Origin of the sequence: Micromonospora sp. B006 (genome assembly GCF_003408515.1) — a bacterium.
Taxonomy (GTDB): domain Bacteria; phylum Actinomycetota; class Actinomycetes; order Mycobacteriales; family Micromonosporaceae; genus Micromonospora; species Micromonospora echinospora_A.
This window is the reverse complement of record NZ_CP030865.1, coordinates 606,496-627,294: the sequence shown is the minus strand read 5'-3', so window position 1 is coordinate 627,294 and position 20,799 is coordinate 606,496. Positions and strand designations below refer to the sequence as shown.

Below are 20,799 nucleotides of genomic sequence, written 5' to 3'. Positions count from 1 at the left end.
CGGTACCCCGCATCAACAGCGTAACCCCCGCCGGCCGCCTGAGCGAGCCGCGCCGACCAGGAGCACGCGGACGGGCCCGGCGCGGAGGAGCGTTCCTCCGTGCCGGGCCCGCGGGCGTCGTGCGGGGTCAGGCGGCGCAGGTGGCCGTCGCGCCCTGGCCGGTTCCGGTGCCCTGGAAGCCGAAGTTGGTCGTCTGCCCGGCGCCGACCTGTCCGTTGTAGCCCACGTTCGTGAACCGGACGGTGCCGCTGGTGCCGCTGGCCTGGGCGTTCCAGGTGCCGGTGATCGCGGCGCCGCTGGGCAGCGCGATGGTCACGGTCCAGCCGTTGATGCTCGCCGAGCCGGCGGTGACGTTCACGCTCGCGGTGAAGCCGCCGTTCCACTGGTTGATCGCGACCGACGCAGAGCAGCCGTTACCGGCCGGCGGCGGCGTGGTCGGGGGCGCCGTGGTCGGCGCGGCGGTGGTGGGCGGCGCGGTGGTGGGCGGAGCGGTCGTCGGCGGGTTGGTCGTCGGCGGCGCGGTGGTGGGCGGCGGGTTGGGCGCGCCGTTGGCCAGGCTGAAGGCCAGGTCCGGCTGGAACGAACCGGCCGTGTAGCGGCAGCCGTCCGCCTCACCCGGCGGCTTCACCCAGAGGTACGCGTCGATGTTGGCGTCGCCGGTGTTCGTCGTGGGGTACTGCCCGATGCGCCGGTCGGTGTTGTCGTCGGCGCACCAGTCCCCGGCCGCTCCGCCGTTGCGGCTGGTGTCGATGACCTGCCGCTTGCCGGAGATGCCCATGCCGTTGAGGGCGGAGATGACGGCCCGGCCGAAGTTCGCCTCACTGGACGTGGGGTTGAAGTTCGACACGTTGGTGAAGAACCCGTCGGCGTACTGCACCCCGGCCGCCCGGAGCCGGTTGGCCGTGTCGTTCGCGCTGTTCCAGGTGGAGTGGCCGCCGTCGAGGTACACCTTGGCGTTGGGGTTGCCCGACTTGATGGTCTGGGTCGCCGTGGTGAGCGCCTGGTTGCGGGCGTTCAGCTCGCTGGTGCTCAGGCAGGTCTGCAGGGCGAGCGAGTCGGTCTCCAGGATGATCAGGACCGTCTGGTTGCCGAGCCCGCGGGCGAAGTTGGACACCCAGGTCTGGTACTGGTTGAGGTCCGGCGCGCCACCGGCGCTGGCTCCGCCGCAGTCCCGGTTGGTGATCTCGTACACCGACAGCACCGGGATCTGCTGCGCCGCGTTGGCGGCGCCGATGAAGCTGGAAACCTCGGACTGGATGGTCGACGGGTTGAAGTTGGCGTACCAGCGCGCCTGCGGCTGGCTGGCGATCTTGTCCCGGATGACGGCGGCGCGGGAGTCGCCGGGGTTGGCGGCGACCCAGCGGACGACTGCCGAACTCGGGTCGCGGTAGAGCGATCCGGACACGGTGCCGGCGGACGCGCCGCCGACGGCGAAACCGACGCCGGCGGCGGCGAGGCCCGCGACGGCCGCCACGCTGATGGCCGCTGACCTGCGGCGGGCGGAGAGGATAGCCACGACGTGTTTCCTCCTGATCACATCGAAGTATCTAAGTTCATGGGAGCGTTCCCATGGACGGTAACGGAGGCGGGCGTCGATGCCAAGATGTGAACGTCGGCCACTGCCCCGTAATCTGACAACGATCGACGAAGCGGCGTGGGAGGAAGACCAGGCATGACGGCGCAACCGGGCCAGCATCTGCCCACGCCAACGCCCGCGGACGAGGATCTGCGGACGCTGTTCGGGCAGTCCATCGCCGTCTTCGCGGCGCTTGTCGGGCCGACCCACGTGGTGGAGGCGGCGAACCCGGCGTTCTTCACCGCCATCGGTGAGGAACGCGCACGTACGGGAGTCGCCCTCGCCGAGTTGATGCCGGAACTGGACGGCCAGGGCTTCATCGCCCTGCTGGACGAGGTCTACCGGACGGGCGAGTCCTACACCGGTCACGACGCCCGGATCATGCTGGGCACCGGGTCGCACGCGCGGGAGGCGTTCTTCGACTTCACCTACGAGCCGCGCCGCGACGCCGCCGGCACGGTGACCGGGATCCGCGTGATCGGGGTGGAGACCACGCAGGTCAAGCACGCGCAACGGCTGATGGCCGAACACCGCGCCATGCTGGAGCAGATCGCCCGGCAGGCGCCCCTGGCCGAGGTGCTCGACGGGATGGCCCGCTGCATCGAGAACCTCGCGCCGCAGGAGGTCCTCGTCTCCGTCCTGCTCGCCGACGCCGACGGCCGGCACCTGCGCCACGGCGCCGCGCCCAGCCTGCCCGACTTCTACAACGAGGCCATCGACGGGATCGCCACCGGTGAGGGCGTCGGCTCGTGCGGCACCGCCGCGCACCGGCGGGAACCGGTAGTCGTCACCGACATCGCCACCGACCCGTTCTGGGCCGACTTCCGCGATCTGGCCGAGCGGGCCGGGCTCGCCGCCTGCTGGTCCACGCCGATCCTGGCCCGCGACGGCAGCCTGCTCGGCACGTTCGCCATGTACCACCGCACCCCGCGCGTCCCGCGGGACACCGACCTGGCCCTCGCCCGGGTCTTCACCGGCACCGCCGCCCTGGCCATCGAACGTCACCACATCGAACAGGCGAAGTCCGAAGCGGACGCTCGCGCGCGAGCCGCCCACGACGAGCTGGCCCGGGTGGTGCGGGCGGAGCGGGAGCTACGGGCCGAGGCGGAGCAACGTGCCGCCGCGGCAGCGAAACTCACCGCCCGGCTGCGCGCCGCCGCCGCGGCGCAGGCCGCCAGTCCCCGCCCCGGGCAGTGTCAGCTCGGCGGCAGCGACGGCTGCGCCGCACCCGCCGAGATCAAGGTGGCCGACTCGTGGGGTGACTCGGCGTGGGGCTGCCCGGTGCACGTCGAGGAAGCCATCATCAACGTCCGCTCGGTCTTCATCGCCAACGAGGAGCTCGGCGGCCTGGCCGCCTACCTCAACCGCTGACGCCCTCAGAGCTGCACGACGTGGCCCACCCGGGGCGGCGTACGACCGGCGAGGACGTCGAGCCAGGCGTCGCGCAGCGCCTCCGGACCGGCGCCGACCCGCACGTCGAGCCATCCGCTCACCACCTGCGAGAACCGTTGCCAGGCGTCGGCGAACCGGTTGTCGAGGCCGTCCCGGCCCCAGTCCTGGCTGCGCTTGCGCATCTGGACCGGCGCGAAGAAGACCTCCTCGGCGGCTTCGGCGTTCGGCGTCTGCTGGGTCAGGCCGACGGCGATGTCCCGGACGAGCCGGTCGCCGAGGTGGGCTCGCAGGGCGGCCCGGTGCGCGGGCGCGCCGGACAGGTCGAGGTAGACGGTCGGTACGGCGTCGAGCGCCGCGATGTCGTCGTACGCGAGGACCTCGTCGTAGCAGCCGAGCGACCGGGTGAAGGCGAGATTGCCGGGCGAGGTGAGGCCGATCAGGCGGGGGCCGCGGCCGTGCAGCTCGAACGCGGCGGCGTACGCCGTCTTGCTCGACGCCGACGACAGCACCAGCGATTCCGCGCCGTACCAGTCGTTGTCGACGACCTGGTCGGCGAGCATGAACGAGGTGAAGAACAGCGGCCGGAACAGGATCAGCAGGTCCTCCTGCTCCGCCCGGTACGCGGGGTCGCCGGTGGTCGACCGGTAGGAGTTGTACGGCGAGGGCAGAGCGGCCCGGTGTGGGCTGGCGTCCCGGAAGCCGGACCCGTCCACCCGCTCCGGGCGTACCACCAGGTGGCCGGCGGGCGGCAGGTAGCCGTAGACCCGCAGGCCGGGCTCGACGCCGGCCACTGTGGACGCGGTGACCTCGGCGAAGCCCCACAGCGGCGGCAGCCCCCACTGCCGGTCGAGCCCGCGCGGCTCGGGCGGGAAGAACTCCCAGTAGCGCATCGCCTCGCCGAGCACCGCGTACGTCACGTTGTTTGCGGTCAGGCCGACCCGGTCCACGCGCAGCAGAGCCTCCCCGTCGGCGAGGGCGGGCACCGCGCCGTCGGCGAGCGTGGTGCGGGCGAGGTCGGCACGGGCCACAGCGAACGTCCACGAGTCAGCCATGGCCTGACGCTAGGCAGCGGCGAAACCGGAGACAAGTGCACTGGGAGTGCAAAATCCCACTCGCGCCGCGGGTTCAGAGGTAACTGACACCGGTCAGCTCCGCCGCCGCCTGCCAAAGACGCCTGCCGACGGCCGGGTCGGCGGCCTGCCGGCTGAGCCGCGCCTCGGTCACCGGGCCCCAGGTCTCGAAGAGCCGGGAGGGGCCGAAGAACTGGCCGCCACGCACGTCCGGGTCGGTCGCGGCCCGCAACTGCGGCAACACGCCCCGCTCGACCGGCTGGGTGGCGAGCAGACCGAGCCGCCCGATCAGCCGTCCGAGCCGGCCCCGGTGTTCCCAGGCACGCGGCGTGAGGTTGCTGCGGGTGAGACCGGGATGCGCCAGCGCGCTGACGATCGGCGACCCGGCCGCGCGCAGGCGGCGGTCCAGCTCGACGCCGAAGACGGTGGTGGCGAGCTTCGACCGGCCGTACACGGCAGAGGCCCGGTAGTCGCGCTCGGATATCAGGTCGCCGAAGTCGAGCCGCGCGTTGCGGTGGGTGAGGGAACTGAGGCTCACCACCCGCGCCGCCCGCGCCCCGGCGAGCGCGTCCAGCAGCAGGCCGGTCAACGCGTAGGGGCCCAGCGTGTTGGTGGCGAACTGCAGCTCGAAGCCGTCGGCGGAGGTACGGCGCGGGCCGAGCAGCACCACGCCGGCGTTGTTGACCAGCAGGTCGATCGTCGGGTGGTCGGCGGTCAGCTTCGCGGCGAACGCGCGTACCGAATCGAGGCGGGCCAGGTCCAGCTCGCGTACCTCGGTGTCGCCGCCCATGCGGCGGGCGGCCTCCCGGCCGGCGGCGGTGTTCCGCACGGCCAGCACGACGTGGGCGCCGTGGCGGGCCAGTTCGGTGGCGGTGACCAGGCCGAGGCCCGAGTTCGCGCCGGTCACGACGGCGACCCGACCGCGCTGGTCGGGGATGCGGTCGGTGGTCCATCCGGTCATCTGCTGCTCCTCGGGTGCGGGTTCGCGTCGAGCGATGACGCTAGGAGCGGTCCGGCCGGTCTCGGTCGTTCACTGTTGCCCAGGTCCGCGGGACCTACCCTGGGCGGGCGGCGTCACGGCACACTGGCGGCATGAGCAGCCCGCATCCGTACGCACGCGAGCTGGGCGCGTTCCTGCGCGCCCGGCGTGGCCGGCTGCGCCCGCGCGATGTCGGCCTGGAGCCGGGCGGCCGGCGCAAGGTGACCGGCCTGCGGCGTGAGGAACTGGCCCTGCTGGCCGGGCTGAGCACCGACTACTACCAGCGGATGGAGCAGGGCCGGGAGGTACGCCCCTCCGACGACGTGCTGGACGCGATCGCCGGTGCCCTCGCTCTCGACGACACCGAACGCCGGCACCTGTTCACGCTGGCCTGGGCCGCCCGGCGGCCGATGCCGACCCGCGTCGACCACGGGCCGGAGCGGGTGCCGGACAGCACCCGGCGGCTGCTGCGGGTGATGGACACCCCGGCTGTCGTCCTCGGCCGGCACCTGGACCTGCTCGACTGGAACCCGATGGCGCAGGCGCTGCTCGGTGACCCGGCCGACCACCCGCCCGGCCGGCTCAACATGCTCCTGCTGCTCTTCGACGACGCGCTGACCGGGGGACGCAGCTGCCCGGACTGGGAACGGCAGGCGCTGGAGTACATCGGCATGCTGCGCGCCGCCGTCGCCGACGACCCCACACATCCCCGCGCCACCGCGGTCGTCGGCGAGTTGAGCATCCGCAGCGCGGAGTTCCGGCGGCTGTGGGCACGGCACGACGTCCGCGCGTCGGTCAGCGGCACCAAGACGTTCCGGGTGCCCGGACTGGGCGACATCGTCCTGGACTGGGACACCTATCCGCTGCCGGGCAGTCCCGGCCCGTTCGTGCTCGTCTTCACCGCCGAGCCGGGCAGCCCGGACGCGGACCGGCTGCGGCTCCTGGCGTCGTGGCGCGCGACCCGTCCGGCGTCCGCCGACGGGGACCCGGCCCGATGAGGCGAGCGGCGGTCACCGCCCTCGGTTGAGGCCGACGATCGTGCCGTTGAGGGCGGTGGCGAAGAGGGTCCACGCGACGTACGGGGCGAGCGCCGCCCCGGCGGAACGGTCGGCGCGCGCCGCGCGGCGCAGCAGCACCAGGTTGGACACGTTCAGCGCGGCGATCTCGGCCAGCGCGGCGCCGGGCTTGCGGGCGCCGAAGAACAGGGCGCTCCAGCCGGCGTTGAGCGCCAGGTTGAGCGCGTAGCCGCGGGCGAAGGCAGCGCGTTCGGGCCCCTCGGAACGGTCCAGCGCCCGGGCGCCCGCCAGCGCGATCAGCCCGTACAGCGGGGTCCAGACCAGGGGGAACGCGGCCGACGGCGGCTGCCAGGCGGGCTTGCGCAGGTGGCGGTACCAGCGCGTCGACGTGCCGGTGGAGGTGGCGGCGGCGCCCGCGGCGGCGGTCGCGGTGACTGCTGCCGCGGTCTTGACCAGGGTCGGTACTCGCATGCCGCTCAGCTACCCGGCCAGCGGCGGATCAACCCCGCCGCCGCCGGAAGATCCACTTCCGGGTACGCCCCGATGCACAGATCCTTCACCATCGCGCGGAGAGTTGTAGACAACTTTCATCGGTGTCGATAGCCTCTCAATCCAGTGACACATGTCGATAGGGAGGCTCCATGCGACGGCTCATGCTCTCCTGCGCCCTGGCGGCGATCGCCGCCTGGGCGGTGGCCCCGGCACCCGCCACTGCCGCTCCTCGCACGACACCGGAACCCGTCGCCGACGCCGTGACCGCGAAGCTCCTCGGCTCGGCGGACGCGGCCACCGCCCGCGCGGCGGGCGCGGAGCGGACCCGGATCAGCGTCACCCGCGCGAACGGACGGTGGGCCTTCGGCACCGCGGTGCTGCTGGCGGACCGGTCCGCGGACGCGCACCCCACCGGTTCGGTCTTCCTCGCCCGGGCCGACGCCAAGGGCTGGACCGTCGCGTTCGACGGGGAGGCCGCGTTCGGTGACCTGGCCGCCGCGTCGCCGCTGGTGAGCGAGACCGAGAAGGCCGTCTTCACCACGCCCGTCACACCGCTGCTCGCGGGCGGAGACTTCCGCACCGGCATGGCGCTGCCGTTCGCGGTCGGGCAGACGTGGACGCTCACCTCCGGGCCGCACGGCTGGGGCGGCGCCGCCGCGCCGTGGAGTTCGGTCGACCTCGCCGGTGGCGACCAGGTCGTCCGCGCCGCCCGGGCCGGCACCGCGTACACGATGTGCACCGGATGGATCCGGGTCATCCACGACCGGGGCTACTCGACCGACTACTACCACCTGTGGAACAGCATCTCCGTCAACGGCGCGGGCGTCGCCCAGGGCACGGTCCTGGGCAACACCGGCACCGACGTCACCTGCGGCGGCTCGGCCACCGGCCGGCACGTGCACTTCGGGCTGCGGCAGAACTCGGCGTACGTGCCGATCGCCGGGCACGGCATCGGCAAGTGGGACTTCGTCAGCGGCGCTGCGGCGTACCAGGGCGGCGCCCGGCACGGGTCCGCCTACGTCGGCGGGGGTGGCGGCGTCTACAACTACGGCGCGCTCGGCTTCAACCAGGGAGTCGTCGACGCCAACGGCGGCGGCTCGCTGACCCGGCGCTCCGGCCCCGGCACCGGCTACGGCGCCCTCGGGTCGGTGGCCGACGGCGCCACCGTCACCGTCTCCTGCTCCGCCAACGGCACCTCGCACACCGGCCGCTACGGCACCACCGCGCTGTGGGACCGGCTCAGCGACGGCAGCTGGGTGTCCGACGCCTACCTCTCCACCGGCGTCAACGGGCCGATAAACGGTTGGTGCTGACCGTACGGCCCGCGCGTGCCGGTGCCCGGAAACGGCACCGGCACGCGCGGCGTATGACGCAGACGGGATGCACAGATCCATTGCCGAGCATCGATATATGCCAATAGGCTCCTGCCACCGCGTGCGGCCCCGGCGGGCGGCACACAGTCGATGTCTGGAGGGGACCATGGTCCGTTGGCGCAGATTTGTCGGCCGGTTGGCGGCCGTGTTGGCAGTCGTCACCGCGGGAGCGGTCACCGTGACCGCGCCGGCCACGGCGGCGCCGGCCGGGGACATGACGCCGTACGTCGTCGGCGGCACCCGGGCCGCGCAGGGCGAATTCCCGTTCATGGTCCGGCTCTCGATGGGCTGCGGAGGCGCGCTCTACAGCCCGCGACTGGTCCTCACCGCCGCGCACTGCGTCGGCCGCACCGGGTCCAACACCAGCATCACCGCCACGCTGGGCGTGGTGGACCTCCAGTCCTCCAGCCGGATCCAGGTCCGCTCCAACTACGTCTACCGGGCTCCCGGTTACAACGGCAACGGCGACGACTGGGCGCTGATCCGGCTCGCCAGCCCGGTCACCTCGCTCGCCACGCTGAAGATCGCCACCACCACGGCGTACGACAGCGGCACGTTCACGGTGGCCGGCTGGGGCGCCGCGCGGGAGGGCGGCGCGCAGCAGCGCTACCTGCTCAAGGCCAGCGTGCCGTTCGTCGACGACACCACCTGCAACCGTTACTACGGCGGCGACGTCATCCCCAGCGAGGAGATCTGCGCCGGGTACGCCAGCGGCGGCGTCGACACCTGCCAGGGTGACTCCGGTGGCCCGATGTTCCGCCCGGACGCCGCCGGCGCCTGGATCCAGGTGGGCATCGTGAGCTGGGGCAACGGCTGCGCCCGCCCCAACTACCCCGGCGTCTACACCCAGGTCAGCACGTTCGCCTCGGCGATCCAGTCCGCCGCCGCGAGTCTGGGCGGCTGACAGCGCAACGCGCCTGGTGGCCCGGTCACGGCACAGCGGCCGGGCCACCGCCACGTCCGTACGGCCGGTCCGTGACGCCGCCACCGCGTGCCTGGATCACGATTACTGCTACCTTCCGGACGCATGGACGACTCCCCTCGCTGGTACCGCCCGGCCCCTGACCTGCTGCTCACGGTCGGCGGCGCCACCGCGCTGCTCGGCTACCTGATCCCGTGGTTCCGCGCCAGCCGCCGGCACCAGTGGTCGTACTCGGGCTGGGCCTACCTGGAGACCGAGGGCGGCTGGACCTGGCTGGTCGTGGTGTCCCTGGTGATCGCCGTCCTGGCCGGCCTCTGGGCCGGGCGGAGCGTGGCGTGTGCCAAGCTCGCGATCGGCGCGGCGGTGGCCGGGATGTTCCTCGCCAGTGCGGTGGTCGCGGTGAGCCTGGGCGCGCTGCCGGAGCGCGACAGCATCAACTGGGTCGGTGAGCTGCCCTTCGAGATGGGGATGCCGCTCATGGCGGTCGGATTCGGGACCGTCGTCGCCGGGGCGCTGGGCACCGTGCGCCGCCCGGTGCAGGAGTGAGGCGACGTCACGCCGCCGGCAGGTCCACCACCCGGGTGGCCCAGCGGGCCATCAGCGCCGGGTCGTGGGTGATGACCAGGACCCCGGCGCCCTGCCGGCGCTGGTAGTCGCCGATGACGGCGGCGACGTGCGCCTGCGTGGAGGCGTCGAGCATCGCTGTCGCCTCGTCGCAGAGCAGGTAGTCCGGCCGGTGGACCAGGGCGCGGGCCAGGCAGGCGCGTTGCAGTTGCCCGTCGCTGACCGCGTGCGGACGGCGGGTCAGCAGGTCGGGAGTCAGTCCGACCAGGTCGGCCAGCTCCGCCGCGCGGGCGGCGGCCTGCTGGCGCGGTGTGCCGGTGGCACGTAGCGGCTCGGCGACGATGTCGGCGAGGCTGAGCCGCGGGTCGGTGGCGGCGCGCGGGCTCTGGAACAGGATCGCCACGCGGGTGCGCAGTTCCGCAGGCAGGCGGTGGCGGACGCCGCCGAGCGGGTGCCCGTCGATCGTGACGTGCCCGCTGTCCGGGGCGTGCAGCAGGGCGAGGACACGGGCGAGCGTGGACTTGCCGCTGCCCGACGGTCCGCGCAGCCCGACCGTCTCACCGGGAGCGATGTGCAGGTCGACCCGGTCGAGGACCCGCTGCCCGCCGTACGCGACGGAGACCTGGCACGCGGCGAGCCCGGCGGCCGGCGCGGCGCCCGGGGCGGCGGCGTCGGTCGCGCCGGGAGCGGTGAGCGTCATGCCGGTACTCCCTCGCGCAGCGGGTGGTGACAGGCGACCCGGCCCGCGCCGTCGGTGCCGAGGCGGGGCACTGTCGCGCAGATGTCGGTGGCGCGGACGCAGCGGGGGGCGAAGGCGCACCCTCCGGGCAGGTCGGTGAGCGCCGGCGGGTGGCCCGGCACCGGAACGAACGCGCGGTCGGGCAGCGCGTCGAGCAGCCCGGCGGTGTACGGGTGGGCCGGGTCGTCGAACAGCGCCTCGGCCGGGCGGTGTTCGACGATGCGGCTGGCGTACATGACGGCCACGGTGTCCGCGACGCGGCGCGCGGCGGACAGGTCGTGCGTGATGAGCAGGACCGCCGCGCCGGTGTCGCAGCGGCGGCGCAGCAGGTCGAGCGTGTGGTCGACGAGCGGCCGGTCGAGGCCGGTGGTGGGTTCGTCGGCGAGCAGCACCGGCGGGTCGGGCGCGAGGGCGAGCGCGGTGGCGAGCCGCTGGGCCATGCCGCCGGACAGCTCGTGCGGGTACCGGTCGAGGTCGGCCGGGTCGAGGCCGACGTCGGCGGCGATCCGGTCGGCGGCGGCCGGCGCGTCGCGGCGGGTGTGTCCGTGGGCGCGCAGCGTCTCCTCCAGCAGCTTCCGCCCGGTACGCACGGGGGTGAGCGCGGTGGCGGGGCTCTGCGGGACGAGGCCGACGCCCCGGCCGCGTACGTGCCGGGCGAGGTGCCGCTCCCCCGCGCCGATCAGGTCGACCTTGTCGCGCCCCGGCGCGTGCAGGCGGGCCTGCCCGGTGACTGTGGCGTTGCGCGGCAGCAGGCCGAGCAGGGCGTGCGCGAGGACGGACTTGCCGCACCCGGACTCGCCGACCACCGCCAGCAGCTCGCCGGGCCGCAGCGTGAGGCTCAGGTCGCTGACGGCGTGCACGAGCGCGTCGCGCAGCCGGAAGCGGACGGTCAGCCCGTCGACTGTCAGCAGCGCCGGGGCGGTCACAGGTGCAGCTCCGCCCGTACGCGCGGGTCGAGGCGGTCGCGCCACCGTCCGGTGAGCACGGCGAGCGCCAGCGTGGCCGCCACGAGCAGGAGGCCGGGGACGATGCTGGCCCACCAGGCGCCGGTGAGCAGCGACCGCTGCCCGTCGTTGATCATGTTGCCGATCGAGGCCAGGTGCGGCGGCAGGCCGAGGCCGAGGAACGACAGCGCGGTCTCGTGCCAGACGGCGTGCGGCACCATGAGCGTGGTCGCCAGTGCCAGGCGCGGCAGCACGTGCGGCAGCAGGTGCCGGGTGAGCACCCGGGCCCGGCTCGCGCCGCCGGAGATCGCGGCGTCCACGAACGGCCGGTTGCGCAGGCTGAGCAGCTCGGAGCGGACGATCCGGGCGGTGGACAGCCAGTGCGTCAACGCGATGGACGCGATCACCGCGCCCAGGCTGGGGCGCAGCATCGCCACCACGAAGATGCCCAGCAGCAGGTGCGGCAGCGCGGCGACGGTGTCCACGACGCGCATGAGCGCCCGGTCGACCCAGCCGCCGACGCTGCCGGCGAGCGCGCCGACCAGGCCGCCGATGACGGCCGCGACGAGCGCGGCGACCGCGCCGACGAGCAGCGAGACGCGCAGGCCGTAGAGGCTGCGCACCGCGACGTCGCGGCCGAGGTCGTCGGTGCCGGCCAGGTTCTCCGGCGAGGGCGCGAGCCGGGTACGGGAGAGGTCGACGGCGCTCTGGTCCAGCGGCCACAGGACCGGGGCGAGCAGCGCGGCTGCGACGACACCGGCGAGCACGACGACGGCGACTGTCGTGCCGGCGCGGACGGGACGCAGGCGCCGTACGCGCGCGGGGAGGGCGAGGTCAGTCATCGAGGCGTACCCGGGGGTCGGCGGCGGCGTAGGCGAGGTCGGTGAGCAGATTCGCGGTCAGCACCACGACGGCGGTGGCCAGGGTCGTGGCCGCGAGCAGCGGAAAGTCGGCGCCCAGCGCCGCCTCGACGGTGACCGCACCGAGCCCGGGCAGCGAGAACACGGTCTCCACCAGGACCGCGCCGCCGACGAGTTCGGGCAGGTGCGTGCCGACCAGGGTGAGGAACGGCAGCAGCGCGGTACGCAGCGCGTGTCCGAACAGGACGACCCGGCCGGGCAGCCCCCGGGCGCGCGCGGCCAGGACGTGGTCGTCGCGCAGGCTCTCGGCGACCGCGTCGCGGACGAACAGGACGAACCACGGCGCCTGGGAGATCGCCAGCACTGTCACCGGGAGCACCAGGTGCCGGGCCACGTCGGCCGGGTCGGTGCTCGTGGCGGTGATGTCGGTGAGCCCGCCGGCGGGCAGCCAGCCGAGGCTGAGGGCGAACACCGCGATCGCCGCGAGGCCGATCCAGAACACCGGCATCGACTGCACGGCGTACGCGACGGCGCGCAGCGCCCTGTCGAACCAGCCGCCACGGCGGTACGCGGCCAGCGTGCCCAGCAGCACGCTCGCCACCAGCACCAGGGCCAGCGCGGTGCCGACGAGCAGCAGCGTCCACCCGGCCCGGGACGCGAGCACCGAGGTGACCGGCTCGTGCCGGCTCGTGGACCAGCCCAGGTCGCCGCGCAGCAGGTTGCCGACCCAGCGGGCGTACTGCACCGGCAGCGGGTCGTCGACGCCCCAGTTGGCGCGGATCTGCGCCAGGTTCTCCTCGCTGGTGGTGAACGCCGCCGCGCCCGCGTACTGCTGCGCCGGGTCGATCGGGGAGGCGGCGCCGAGGGCGAACATGCCCATGCTGGTCGCGGCCAGCACCGGTACGGCGACCAGCAGCCGCCGCCGGACCACGGTGCCGGCCCCGGCCAGCCGCCGCCGTCCGGTCACGATTCTTTCGTCCAGGTGTGCACGTTCCACCAGATGCTGTTGGCGACGTCGTGCTCGTGCGGCTCGACCCGCGGCGCCACCCCGGTCACCGCGTCCTTCAGCACGTAGGTGTGCTGGAGGTAGGTGAGGAACACCCACGGCACGTCGGTGGCGAGCTGCTTCTGGAACGTGGCGTACGCGGCCTTGCGGGCCGCCGGGTCGGCGTTGTCCCGGCCGTCCCGCAACGCGGCGTCGGTGACCGCCGAGCGGTACGAGCCGGGGTTGAAGAAGCCCTGCCCGGCGAAGGCCGAGCTGAACAGCTTGTAGGAGACGAAGTCCGGGTCGTACGGCGTGCCGTAGCCCATGATCAGCGCGTCGTTCCCCATCCGCGGGGTGATCGCGTCCCAGGTCAGGCCCTCCGGCGTGACCTTGATGCCGACCTTCTTCGCGTCGGCGGTGACGGCCAGGGCCAGTTCCTTGCGGAGGCTGTCGGTGGCCGGGTACATGATCGTGAACGCGGCCGTACGCCCGTCCTTGACCCGGATGCCGTCCGGGCCGGGCTTCCACCCGGCGGCGTCCAGCGCCGCCGTCGCTCCGGCGATGTCGGCGGCCGGCTTGCCCGTGATCGACGGCTCGGCGTATTCCGAGGTGGGCGGCACCGGCCCGAACGCGGGCTCGCCGGCCCCGCCGAGGACACCGGTCACCATGGCCTGCCGGTCCACAGCGACGTTCAGCGCCCGCCGGATCGCGAGGTCGCCGGTGACCGGGTTGCCCATCGGCAGCATGACGCCGCGGTAGTCGGCGGTCGGCACCTTGTGCACCAGGTAGCCGTTGCGGCCCTCGAACCCGGACGCGAGCTTCGGCGCCAGCTCCGCCGCGTCGAACTCGCCGGCCCGCATCCGCTGGGCCCGCACGTTGTCGTCGGCGACGAACGCCACCACCACGCCCGAGTTCGCCGGCTTGCCGCCCCAGTACGTCTCGTTGGCCGCGAGCACGAGCCGGTCGCCCGGGGTCCAGGACGTGAACCGGTACGGGCCGGTGCCGACCGGCTTGCGGTTGAAGCCGGCCTTGTTGACGTCCTGCCCGGCGAACGCCTTCGCCGGAACGATGCCCAGCGCCAGCCGTTGCAGGAACGGCGCGTACGCGTACTTCAGCGTGAACACGACTGTCGCCGGGTCCGGCGCAGTGACGGAGGCGAGCATGTCCAGATCGGAGCGCAGCGTCGAGTCGACTCTCGGGTCGAGCACCGCCTGGTAGGTGAACGCCACGTCCTGGGCGGTCAGCGGGCTGCCGTCGTGGAACAGCACTTCCTCGCGCAGCTTCGCGGTGACCGTCCTCCCGTCCGCGGAGACGGTGGGCAGCTCGCGGGCCAGGGCGGGCACCAGTTCGTTGCGGGCGTCCCGGGCGACCAACCCGTCGAAGATCAGTGAAGCGCCGTCGACGCCGTAGTTGAGCACCGGGTTGAGCGTGTCCGGCTCGCCCGCGGTGGCGACCACGAGCGTGCCGGCGTTGCCCGTGCCGCCGGGCGAGGCCGTTGGCGACGAGCAGCCCGCGCCGGCGAGCAGGGCGGCGGCGAGCATCGCGGCCACGCGTACGGGCTTGGGCTTGATCGCCACCGGCAACCCCTCGAACTCGTCCTCGGTAGCGGCCGGGCGGGCGCTCCGGCGAAGATCAGATCATCGCGTGCCCGAGCACCCGCCCACTTCTGCCACTATTCGGTAGTTGCCAATCATATGCAATAGGGAACCGTCGACGGCGGAGACCCTCCGGGCCCGGGCGTCCGCTCGTGAGGCGGCGGTGCGGCGCGCTGAATATGCTCAGGGGGTGGAGGACAGCGAGCAGGCGGTGCTTGCCGGGATGTTGCAGTCGGCTGAGAACGCCGCCCCGGTGCAGGCGGTCGAGGCCGTCACCGGCGTCATCGCCACGGCGCTGAACGCGCTCGGCGTCTCGCTGCTGATCGCCGACCTCAGCGGCCGTGCGCTGGTCCGGCTGACCCACCAGCCGAACGGCGGCGGTAACGGCCGGCGCCACGGCGAGGAGGACGCCGAGGTCCTCCCGTTCGACGGCGGGCCCTACGAGCGCGCCCTGCGTCAGCAGGCCCCCGAGGTCGTCGCCGGCGACGGCACGTGGACCGTGCTGGCGCCGGTCACCGACCGCGGTGAGGCGATCGGCCTGCTGGAGGTCGGCCTGCCCGAGGAGCCGGACAGCGACGCGGTGAACTCGGTCGCCCGTACCGCGCACGCGCTGGCGTTCGTGGTCATCGCCAACCGCAGGCACACCGACCTGTTCGAGTGGGGACAGCGCACCACCCCGTTCAGCCTCTCCGCCGAGATCCAGCGCCGCCTGCTGCCCGCCTCGTTCACCTGCGAGGCCGGCGCCTTCGCGCTCTCCGGCTGGCTGGAACCCGCCGCGAGCGTCGGCGGCGACACCTTCGACTACAGCCTCGCCCGGGATCTGCTGCACCTCAGCGTCACCGACGCGATGGGCCACGGCGTGGCGAGCGCGCTCACCGCCACCCTCGGCGTGGGCAGCCTGCGCAACACCCGCCGCCGCGGCGCCGACCTCGTCACCCAGGCCGAGGAGGCCAACCGGGCCGTCGCGGAGCACGCGAACGTACGCGGCGCGTACGTCACCGCCGTGCTGGGCCGCATCGACCTGGCCACGGGGCGCTGCGAACTGCTGAACGCCGGCCACGTCCCGCCGATGCTGGTCCGGGACGGCCGGGTCGTCCCCGTGGAGCTGCCGGGCAACTTTCCGTTCGGGATGTTCCTCGGCGAGAGCTACCGCAGCGGAGAGCTGGCCCTGCTGCCCGGCGACCGGCTGGTGGTGGTCACCGACGGCATGCACGAACGCAACGCTGCCGACCTGGACCTGCCCGGGGCGCTGCTCCGCCTCGCCCACCTGCATCCCCGCGAGGCGGTCCGGGCGCTGTCCGACGCGGTGCTGGAGATCGCCGGCCCGGCTCTGAGCGACGACGCCACGCTGCTCGTCGTCGACTGGTACGGCGGTCACGGCCCACGGCACAGCACCGCCGGCGCCGACAGCGCCCGCGTCAGCCCGGACGAGGAGCCCTCAGCGCACCGCCGCCGCTGATCCGTCCTCGGCGTCCCGCACCGTGTCGAAGAGCGGGATGACGCGGTCCACCGAGGTGATCGAGAAGACGTTGCGGATCGACTGGCGGACGACCGCCAGACCGAGCCAGCCGCCGCGCTCCTGCAGGCTCTTGTAGACGAGCACGAGCGCGCCCAGGCCGCTGGAGTCCACGAACCCGACCCGGGTCAGGTCGACGACCACCGTCCGCGCGCCCGTCTCCACCACCTCGAGCAGCCGGTCACGCAACTGCGGCGAGCTGGCCATGTCCAGGTCACCGACGACCTCGATCACCGGGCCGACACGCCCCTGCCTGGTCGTCACCGAGAACTCCACCACTCCCCCTCAACCGCGCCCGTCGCTACCCGACACCGTGCCAGAATTCGGCCCTGATCGCCTCCCGTGGGCTCACGTCGGCTCAGCGGCTCCCCGCGAAGTGGTGGAGGACACCTCGGTGCCGATCGAGCCGGATCACGATCCGCGTCCCCGCTGCCGTTCACCGATCGCGAGCCGGCGACGCTCGCAGTCGACCAGCGGATGCGCCTTCGGCAGCCCCGTCGTGGGCGCGGCTCAACTACCCTCGCCGCCGTGGACACTCTGGAGATCGATGCGCCGGTCGTCGGCGTGACCGTCTACCCGGACCGCGCCCGGGTCACCCGCCGCGGCCGTCTCCGGCTGGCCGCCGGCGACCATCGGGTACGCGTCGCTCCGCTCCCGCTGGGCCTGCGCCGGGACTCGATCCGGGTGGGTGGCCGGGGCGCGGTGACGGTGCTCGGGGTGGACGTGGTCGCGTGGCGGCAGGCCCGCAGCACCGACGCCCAGGTCGTCGAGCTGGAACGGCGGCGTCGCGAACTCGCCGACGAGCTGACCGAGGTCGGGGACACCGACGCGATCGAGGAACAGCGCGGCGAGTTCCTCACCCGGCTGGCCGAGCGGGCCGGTGGCACGTACGCCCGGGCGCTGGCCGCGGGCGACGCGGCCCCGGCCGACGTGGCGGCCTTCACCGACTCGGTGTCCGGGCAGCTCGCCGAGTCCCGGGCCCGGCGGCGCGGGCTGGCCCGGCGGCGCACCGAGCTGGCGGAGGAGCTGGCCGCTGTCGACCGCGATCTGGAGGCGGCGCGCGGCAAGCGGGCGCCGGACCGGCTGGCCGCCGAGGTGTCCGTCTCCGTCGACGCCGACGACACCGAGGTGGAGCTGGAGCTGAGCTACCTGGTCGACGGCGCCCGCTGGACGCCCTCCTACGACCTGCGGCTGGTCGAGGACACCATGACTGTCACCTGGTTCGGGCTGGTCAGCCAGGGCACCGGGGAGGACTGGCCGGAGTGCGAGCTTCTGCTCTCCACCGCCCGCCCGGCGGCGGCCAGCGGCGTACCCGAACTGTCGCCCTGGTATCTCGACCGGCTCCGCCCGCAGCCGCCGATGGCTGTGTCGGCCGCGTCGTTCGACGGCATGGTGCCGCCCCCGGCGCCCGGCGCGGCACCGGCGGGCCGGGCCGGCGCGGCGCGGTCCGCGGCGCCCCGGCCGGCGGTGCGGGAGAGCGTCGCCGAGGTCGAACAGGGCGTCACGGCGGCGACCTACCGGCCCGCCCGGCCGGTGGCGGTGCCGGCCGACGGCAGCGCGCACCGGGTGACAGTCGCGGCGCTGGAGCTGCCGGCCCGGCTGGACCACGTGAGCGTGCCGGTACGCGCCGCCGAGGCGCACCTGCGGGCCACGGTCCGCAACACGTCGGACCACACGCTGCTGCCCGGCCCGGCGTCGGTGTTCCACGGCGCGGACTTCGTGGCGGCGACTCGGCTGCCGACGTGGGCGCCGGGCGAGGAGACCGAGCTGGCCCTCGGTGTGGACGACCGGGTACGGGTGGAGCGGAAGCTGCACCGGCGCACCGAGAGCAAGGCGACGCTCGGGTCGACGCGGCGTCGGGAGGTGGAGTACCGGATCACGGTGGCGAACCACACCCCCCGGTCGGCCACTGTGGAGGTGCGCGACCAGTTGCCGGTGTCCCGGGACGAGGCGGTGGCGGTACGGGAGACGGCGCTGACGCCGCCGCCCGCCGAGCGTACGGAGCTGGGCGAGCTGACCTGGCGGCTGTCGCTCGCGCCGGGCGAGAGCGGGGAGATCGCGCTGGGCTTCCGGGTGGAGCTGGCCAAGGGCGTCGAGCTGACCGGCTGGCGGGAGTAGCCGCACGCGCGCGTTAAGAAGGGCCCCTTCTTATGCAGAATGCGTTAAGAAGGGGCCCTTCCTTCGGTCCGGTCAGACGCGGCGACGACCGTACAGACCGGCGAAGACGGCGACACCGATGGCCGCGAAGCCGACCTGGAGCGCCAGCTCGATCCAGTCGATGCCGGGGGTGTCGTCGACGCCGAACGCGCCGGCGACCAGGGTGCCCACGAACGCGGCGACCACACCGATGAGCAGGGTCAGCCAGATCGGGATGTTCTGCTTGCCCGGCACCACCAGGCGCCCGAGCGCGCCGATGACGAGGCCGATGATGAGCGCGGTGAAGAAGCCCGTGATCTCCACGAGAGGCGTCCCTTCCCTCAGATGTGTTGGCGCCTCGGTGGTTGCCCCGATCAACAGCCCGGCCAAACGTGCGGGCCGTTTTCGTCACAGAACTGTCATGACCTGCCGGTCAGTGGTCCGAGTGCTGGCGGCGGCGCGGCGCGCCGGGCGGCTCCTCCCGGTCGATGCGTAGTTCCCGCTCCAGCTCGGCGACGACCATGCGCAGGTCGTCCAGGCGCTGACTGATCGCGATCCGGTCCACCTCGTCCGGTATCCCGTCGCCGTCGGAGTCGTAGTCCGGTGCCAGCCCTTCGGTCATCTCCAGCCGGCGCGCCTCCTCCATCGAGTTGACGATGACCGCGATGAGGATGTTCAGCAGCAGGTTGACGGCGATCATCACGAAACTGACGTAGTAGAGCAGCGTCCACGGTGACACCTCCAGGCCCTGTTCCAGCAGGTCCGGCAGCGTCTCCAGGGACAGCAGCACGAACAGCGTGACGAGGGAACGGCCGATGTCGCCGTACTGCTCGGGATAGCGGTCGCCGAAGATCAGCCAGCCGGCCATGCCGTACACGTAGAGCGTCACGGCGGCGAGCGCGAGGAACCCGGCGACGCCGGGCAGGCTGCGCCACAGCGCCGTGACGATGGTCCGCAGGCCGGGCGAGAAGCGGACCAGCCGCAGCACCCGGGCGACCCGGATGAACCGCAGCACCCCCGAGTCGCCGTGCAGCCCGGGGATGAAGATGGCAACGGTCACCAGCAGGTCGAAGACGTTCCAGCCGTGCCGGAAGAAGTCCTGCGGGCGGCGGCCGTAGGCGAGGATCCGGATGGTGATCTCCACGACGAAGGCCGCCCGGAACATCAGCTCCGTCCACCGCAGCACCGGCCCGGCGGCACCCAGGTTCGGGTACGTCTCGATGCCCAGCACCACACCGTTGGCCATGATGAGCACCACGATGGCCACTTCGAACGGCCGGGACGCGACGAGCCGGGCACAGTGGCCCGCCAGCCCTCGCTTCCCCGTGCTCGTCCGGCGACCGCCGCGCGGGGTCGGCACCGTGTCCCCGATCAGCGCCTTCCTCCACGACATGCGGTCCGGGCAAGGCGCGGACGACAGGGGGTAGCCACCCGGACACTTTAGTGGATCACCACTGGCCTGCGGTCACTGCCGAGGCGCGGCCGGCCCGGCTCACAGCCAGCCGCGGCGCTTGAACAGCAGATAGAGCGCGCCGCAGACGGCGAGCATCAGGGCGAGCGCGAACAGGTAGCCGTACCGCCAGCCCAGCTCCGGCATGTGGCCGAAATTCATCCCGTAGACGGTGCCGATCAGGGTCGGCGCGAACAGGATGGCCGCCCACGCGGAGACCCGCTTGATCTCCTCGTTCTGCTCGAAGCTCGCGGCGGTCAGGCTGCGCATCTCCTCGTTCTGCGCCTGCGAGACCAGTGTGGCGTTGACGGTGAGGATGTTCTGGAGCAGGTGCCGGAACCCGTCCACCCGCTCCACCACCTGGGTCAGGTGGTCGGCCACGTCACGCATCCGGCGGCGCAGCTCCTCGTCCGTGCCGTACCTGTCGAAGCCGTGTGTCAGCTCGTCCACCACCTTCAGCAGCGGGCGGGCGGCCCGCTGGAACTGGATCACCTCGCGGCTCAGCTCGTAGATGCGGCGGCTGGCGTTCGGGTCGCCGCCGAACACCTCGGTCTCGATCTCGTCGATGTCGTTCTCCAGCCCGGCCACCACCGGCGCGTAGCCGTCCACGACCCGGTCGAGCACGGCGTAGAGCACTGCTTCCGGGCCGAACGCGAGCACGTTCGGCTCGGCCTCCAGCCGCCGTCGTACCTCGGCCAGGTCGGGCGTGCCGCCGTGCCGCACGGTGATCACGAATCCCGGCCCGAGGAACAGGTGCAGTTCGGCGAACTCGACAGCGTCCCGCTCGTCCAGGTAGCGGGCGGCGCGCAGCACCACGAACAGGGTGTCGCCGTACCGTTCCAGCTTCGGACGCTGGTGGGCGTTGATGGCGTCCTCGACGGCCAGGTCGGGGAGCGGGAACTCGGCGGCGAGCGAGCCGATCTGCTCGCGGCCCGGCCGGAGCAGCCCGATCCAGGCCATCGCGTCGTCGAGCTGCTGCAGGCAGCGGTACGTGTCGGCGAGGCTCACCGGCGACGCCCGGCGTACCCCGTCGACGTAGACGCCGCTGTCGACCAGCCCGTCGGGGCGCTCCGGCTCCGCCGCGCCGGCGTCGATGGCGTGCTCGTCCAGCCGCCGGCCGAACCCCTCCGAGGACCGGTTTCCCGCCATGCCCCTCCCCCGCCGCCCGACCGGCTCGCCGAGTCCCCCGC

General features: G+C 73.3%; 20 protein-coding genes. 7 read left to right on the top strand and 13 right to left on the bottom strand.

Translation table 11 applies throughout. The features are described 5' to 3' along the window. Positions 1-127: 127 nt before the first annotated feature. A complete protein-coding gene (locus MicB006_RS03110) occupies positions 128-1,516 on the bottom strand; it encodes a glycoside hydrolase family 6 protein (protein ID WP_116503714.1) in 1,389 nt (462 codons plus the stop codon). 156 nt (positions 1,517-1,672) lie between these two features. On the opposite strand from MicB006_RS03110, the gene MicB006_RS03105 reads away from it, so the two are divergent. Continuing rightward, positions 1,673-2,947: a GAF domain-containing protein gene (locus tag MicB006_RS03105; protein ID WP_116503712.1), complete on the top strand. Its 1,275-nt coding sequence runs from the start codon at positions 1,673-1,675 to the stop codon at positions 2,945-2,947. 5 nt (positions 2,948-2,952) lie between these two features. On the opposite strand, the gene MicB006_RS03100 is transcribed toward MicB006_RS03105, so the two are convergent. Beyond that, a complete protein-coding gene (locus MicB006_RS03100) occupies positions 2,953-4,020 on the bottom strand; it encodes a DUF2855 family protein (RefSeq protein ID WP_116503710.1) in 1,068 nt (355 codons plus the stop codon). A 73-nt stretch (positions 4,021-4,093) separates the two neighbouring features. Beyond that, entirely contained in the window at positions 4,094-4,999 is a 906-nt protein-coding gene (locus MicB006_RS03095) for an oxidoreductase (RefSeq protein ID WP_116503708.1), read from the bottom strand. Positions 5,000-5,130: 131 nt separating this feature from the next. On the opposite strand from MicB006_RS03095, the gene MicB006_RS03090 reads away from it, so the two are divergent. Then, entirely contained in the window at positions 5,131-6,015 is an 885-nt protein-coding gene (locus tag MicB006_RS03090; protein WP_116503706.1) for a helix-turn-helix transcriptional regulator, read from the top strand. A 12-nt stretch (positions 6,016-6,027) separates the two neighbouring features. Here the strand turns inward: MicB006_RS03090 and MicB006_RS03085 are convergent, their stop codons facing one another. Then, a complete protein-coding gene (locus MicB006_RS03085) occupies positions 6,028-6,504 on the bottom strand; it encodes a TspO/MBR family protein (protein ID WP_116503705.1) in 477 nt (158 codons plus the stop codon). Between the two features lie 170 nt (positions 6,505-6,674). Here MicB006_RS03085 and MicB006_RS32655 point away from each other — a divergent pair, with 170 nt between their 5' ends. From MicB006_RS32655 to MicB006_RS03070, 3 genes are all read left to right on the top strand, one after another. Continuing rightward, positions 6,675-7,838 (top strand): peptidoglycan DD-metalloendopeptidase family protein, encoded by a 1,164-nt coding sequence (locus tag MicB006_RS32655; protein ID WP_116503704.1) that lies wholly within the window; start codon positions 6,675-6,677, stop codon positions 7,836-7,838. A 166-nt stretch (positions 7,839-8,004) separates the two neighbouring features. Next, complete coding sequence (locus MicB006_RS03075; protein WP_116503702.1) at positions 8,005-8,802, top strand: serine protease; 798 nt, start codon at positions 8,005-8,007, stop codon at positions 8,800-8,802. Positions 8,803-8,925: 123 nt separating this feature from the next. Then, a complete protein-coding gene (locus MicB006_RS03070) occupies positions 8,926-9,366 on the top strand; it encodes a hypothetical protein (protein WP_116503701.1) in 441 nt (146 codons plus the stop codon). Between the two features lie 7 nt (positions 9,367-9,373). Here the strand turns inward: MicB006_RS03070 and MicB006_RS03065 are convergent, their stop codons facing one another. Genes MicB006_RS03065 through MicB006_RS03045 form a run of 5 tightly spaced genes read right to left on the bottom strand, consistent with a single transcriptional unit; the run spans position 9,374 to position 14,489 of the window. After that, positions 9,374-10,084: an ABC transporter ATP-binding protein gene (locus MicB006_RS03065; RefSeq protein WP_116503699.1), complete on the bottom strand. Its 711-nt coding sequence runs from the start codon at positions 10,082-10,084 to the stop codon at positions 9,374-9,376. Further along, the gene (locus MicB006_RS03060; protein ID WP_116503698.1) at positions 10,081-11,049 is read right to left on the bottom strand and encodes an ABC transporter ATP-binding protein; all 969 of its coding nucleotides are present in this window, start codon (positions 11,047-11,049) and stop codon (positions 10,081-10,083) included. Before MicB006_RS03060 ends, MicB006_RS03065 begins: the two co-directional genes overlap by 4 nt. Beyond that, entirely contained in the window at positions 11,046-11,909 is an 864-nt protein-coding gene (locus tag MicB006_RS03055) for an ABC transporter permease (protein ID WP_116503696.1), read from the bottom strand. The genes MicB006_RS03060 and MicB006_RS03055 overlap by 4 nt, the downstream gene beginning before the upstream one ends. Further along, complete coding sequence (locus tag MicB006_RS03050; RefSeq protein ID WP_043327026.1) at positions 11,902-12,894, bottom strand: ABC transporter permease; 993 nt, start codon at positions 12,892-12,894, stop codon at positions 11,902-11,904. The genes MicB006_RS03055 and MicB006_RS03050 overlap by 8 nt, the downstream gene beginning before the upstream one ends. Then, on the bottom strand, positions 12,891-14,489 hold the full coding sequence (locus MicB006_RS03045) for an ABC transporter substrate-binding protein (RefSeq protein WP_116503694.1): 1,599 nt from the start codon (positions 14,487-14,489) through the stop codon (positions 12,891-12,893). Before MicB006_RS03045 ends, MicB006_RS03050 begins: the two co-directional genes overlap by 4 nt. Positions 14,490-14,697: 208 nt before the next feature. Here MicB006_RS03045 and MicB006_RS03040 point away from each other — a divergent pair, with 208 nt between their 5' ends. Beyond that, positions 14,698-15,966, top strand: coding sequence for a PP2C family protein-serine/threonine phosphatase (locus MicB006_RS03040; protein WP_116503693.1), 1,269 nt, complete (start codon positions 14,698-14,700; stop codon positions 15,964-15,966). On the opposite strand, the gene MicB006_RS03035 is transcribed toward MicB006_RS03040, so the two are convergent. Further along, positions 15,946-16,287, bottom strand: coding sequence for an STAS domain-containing protein (locus MicB006_RS03035; protein WP_225980621.1), 342 nt, complete (start codon positions 16,285-16,287; stop codon positions 15,946-15,948). The genes MicB006_RS03040 and MicB006_RS03035 overlap by 21 nt on opposite strands. 264 nt (positions 16,288-16,551) lie before the next feature. On the opposite strand from MicB006_RS03035, the gene MicB006_RS03030 reads away from it, so the two are divergent. Next, positions 16,552-18,141: a DUF4139 domain-containing protein gene (locus tag MicB006_RS03030; RefSeq protein WP_116503690.1), complete on the top strand. Its 1,590-nt coding sequence runs from the start codon at positions 16,552-16,554 to the stop codon at positions 18,139-18,141. A 72-nt stretch (positions 18,142-18,213) separates the two neighbouring features. On the opposite strand, the gene MicB006_RS03025 is transcribed toward MicB006_RS03030, so the two are convergent. From MicB006_RS03025 to MicB006_RS03015, 3 genes are all read right to left on the bottom strand, one after another. Beyond that, positions 18,214-18,483: a GlsB/YeaQ/YmgE family stress response membrane protein gene (locus MicB006_RS03025; protein ID WP_073825816.1), complete on the bottom strand. Its 270-nt coding sequence runs from the start codon at positions 18,481-18,483 to the stop codon at positions 18,214-18,216. A gap of 109 nt (positions 18,484-18,592) precedes the next feature. Next, a complete protein-coding gene (locus tag MicB006_RS03020) occupies positions 18,593-19,552 on the bottom strand; it encodes an ion transporter (RefSeq protein ID WP_116503688.1) in 960 nt (319 codons plus the stop codon). A gap of 99 nt (positions 19,553-19,651) precedes the next feature. Beyond that, a complete protein-coding gene (locus tag MicB006_RS03015) occupies positions 19,652-20,758 on the bottom strand; it encodes a magnesium and cobalt transport protein CorA (RefSeq protein ID WP_116503687.1) in 1,107 nt (368 codons plus the stop codon). Between the last annotated feature and the right edge of the window lie 41 nt (positions 20,759-20,799).

What these genes read in the sequence shown, in the direction of transcription:
- MicB006_RS03105 (WP_116503712.1), top strand. Translation starts at nt 1,673, where the DNA reads ATGACGGCGCAACCGGGCCAGCATCTGCCCACGCCAACGCCCGCGGAC.
- MicB006_RS03100 (WP_116503710.1), bottom strand. Translation starts at nt 4,020, where the DNA reads ATGGCTGACTCGTGGACGTTCGCTGTGGCCCGTGCCGACCTCGCCCGC.
- MicB006_RS03095 (WP_116503708.1), bottom strand. Translation starts at nt 4,999, where the DNA reads ATGACCGGATGGACCACCGACCGCATCCCCGACCAGCGCGGTCGGGTC.
- MicB006_RS03090 (WP_116503706.1), top strand. Translation starts at nt 5,131, where the DNA reads ATGAGCAGCCCGCATCCGTACGCACGCGAGCTGGGCGCGTTCCTGCGC.
- MicB006_RS03085 (WP_116503705.1), bottom strand. Translation starts at nt 6,504, where the DNA reads ATGCGAGTACCGACCCTGGTCAAGACCGCGGCAGCAGTCACCGCGACC.
- MicB006_RS32655 (WP_116503704.1), top strand. Translation starts at nt 6,675, where the DNA reads ATGCGACGGCTCATGCTCTCCTGCGCCCTGGCGGCGATCGCCGCCTGG.
- MicB006_RS03075 (WP_116503702.1), top strand. Translation starts at nt 8,005, where the DNA reads ATGGTCCGTTGGCGCAGATTTGTCGGCCGGTTGGCGGCCGTGTTGGCA.
- MicB006_RS03070 (WP_116503701.1), top strand. Translation starts at nt 8,926, where the DNA reads ATGGACGACTCCCCTCGCTGGTACCGCCCGGCCCCTGACCTGCTGCTC.
- MicB006_RS03065 (WP_116503699.1), bottom strand. Translation starts at nt 10,084, where the DNA reads ATGACGCTCACCGCTCCCGGCGCGACCGACGCCGCCGCCCCGGGCGCC.
- MicB006_RS03055 (WP_116503696.1), bottom strand. Translation starts at nt 11,909, where the DNA reads ATGACTGACCTCGCCCTCCCCGCGCGCGTACGGCGCCTGCGTCCCGTC.
- MicB006_RS03020 (WP_116503688.1), bottom strand. Translation starts at nt 19,552, where the DNA reads ATGTCGTGGAGGAAGGCGCTGATCGGGGACACGGTGCCGACCCCGCGC.
- MicB006_RS03015 (WP_116503687.1), bottom strand. Translation starts at nt 20,758, where the DNA reads ATGGCGGGAAACCGGTCCTCGGAGGGGTTCGGCCGGCGGCTGGACGAG.